Source organism: Vibrio marinisediminis (genome assembly GCF_014050145.1).
Lineage (GTDB): Bacteria > Pseudomonadota > Gammaproteobacteria > Enterobacterales > Vibrionaceae > Vibrio > Vibrio marinisediminis.
Genome location: NZ_JACFYF010000301.1, coordinates 1 through 257 on the forward strand (window position 1 = coordinate 1; position 257 = coordinate 257).

Here is a 257-nt window from a genome sequence, read left to right on the forward strand (position 1 = left end):
GAATAGATGAGATTAATAGAGCGATCCAGTACGGCGGTCAGGTTGCCGGTATCGCGGTGCAGGGACTCATGGAGACGTTCCTGCCGAACGGTAGTCCCCTCGCCGATATCCAGGGTGGCTGGCTCGGACGCGTCGCCGGTGCCGTCGGTGGCATGGCGGCCGCGGCGCCCAACCTCGCCGGCGCATTCGGTCAGGCATTGCAGAGCAAGCCGCAGGAGCCCGGTGGTAAGCCCGGTGCACAGGCGCCGACGGGACCG

Annotated in this window: 1 protein-coding gene; it reads left to right on the forward strand. The window is 66.9% G+C overall.

Going from position 1 to position 257, the window contains the following annotated elements; genetic code table 11:
* Nucleotides 1–257, forward strand: a 257-nt coding sequence (locus tag H2O73_RS21955) for a hypothetical protein (protein WP_220457772.1), incomplete at both ends; no start/stop codon positions are given.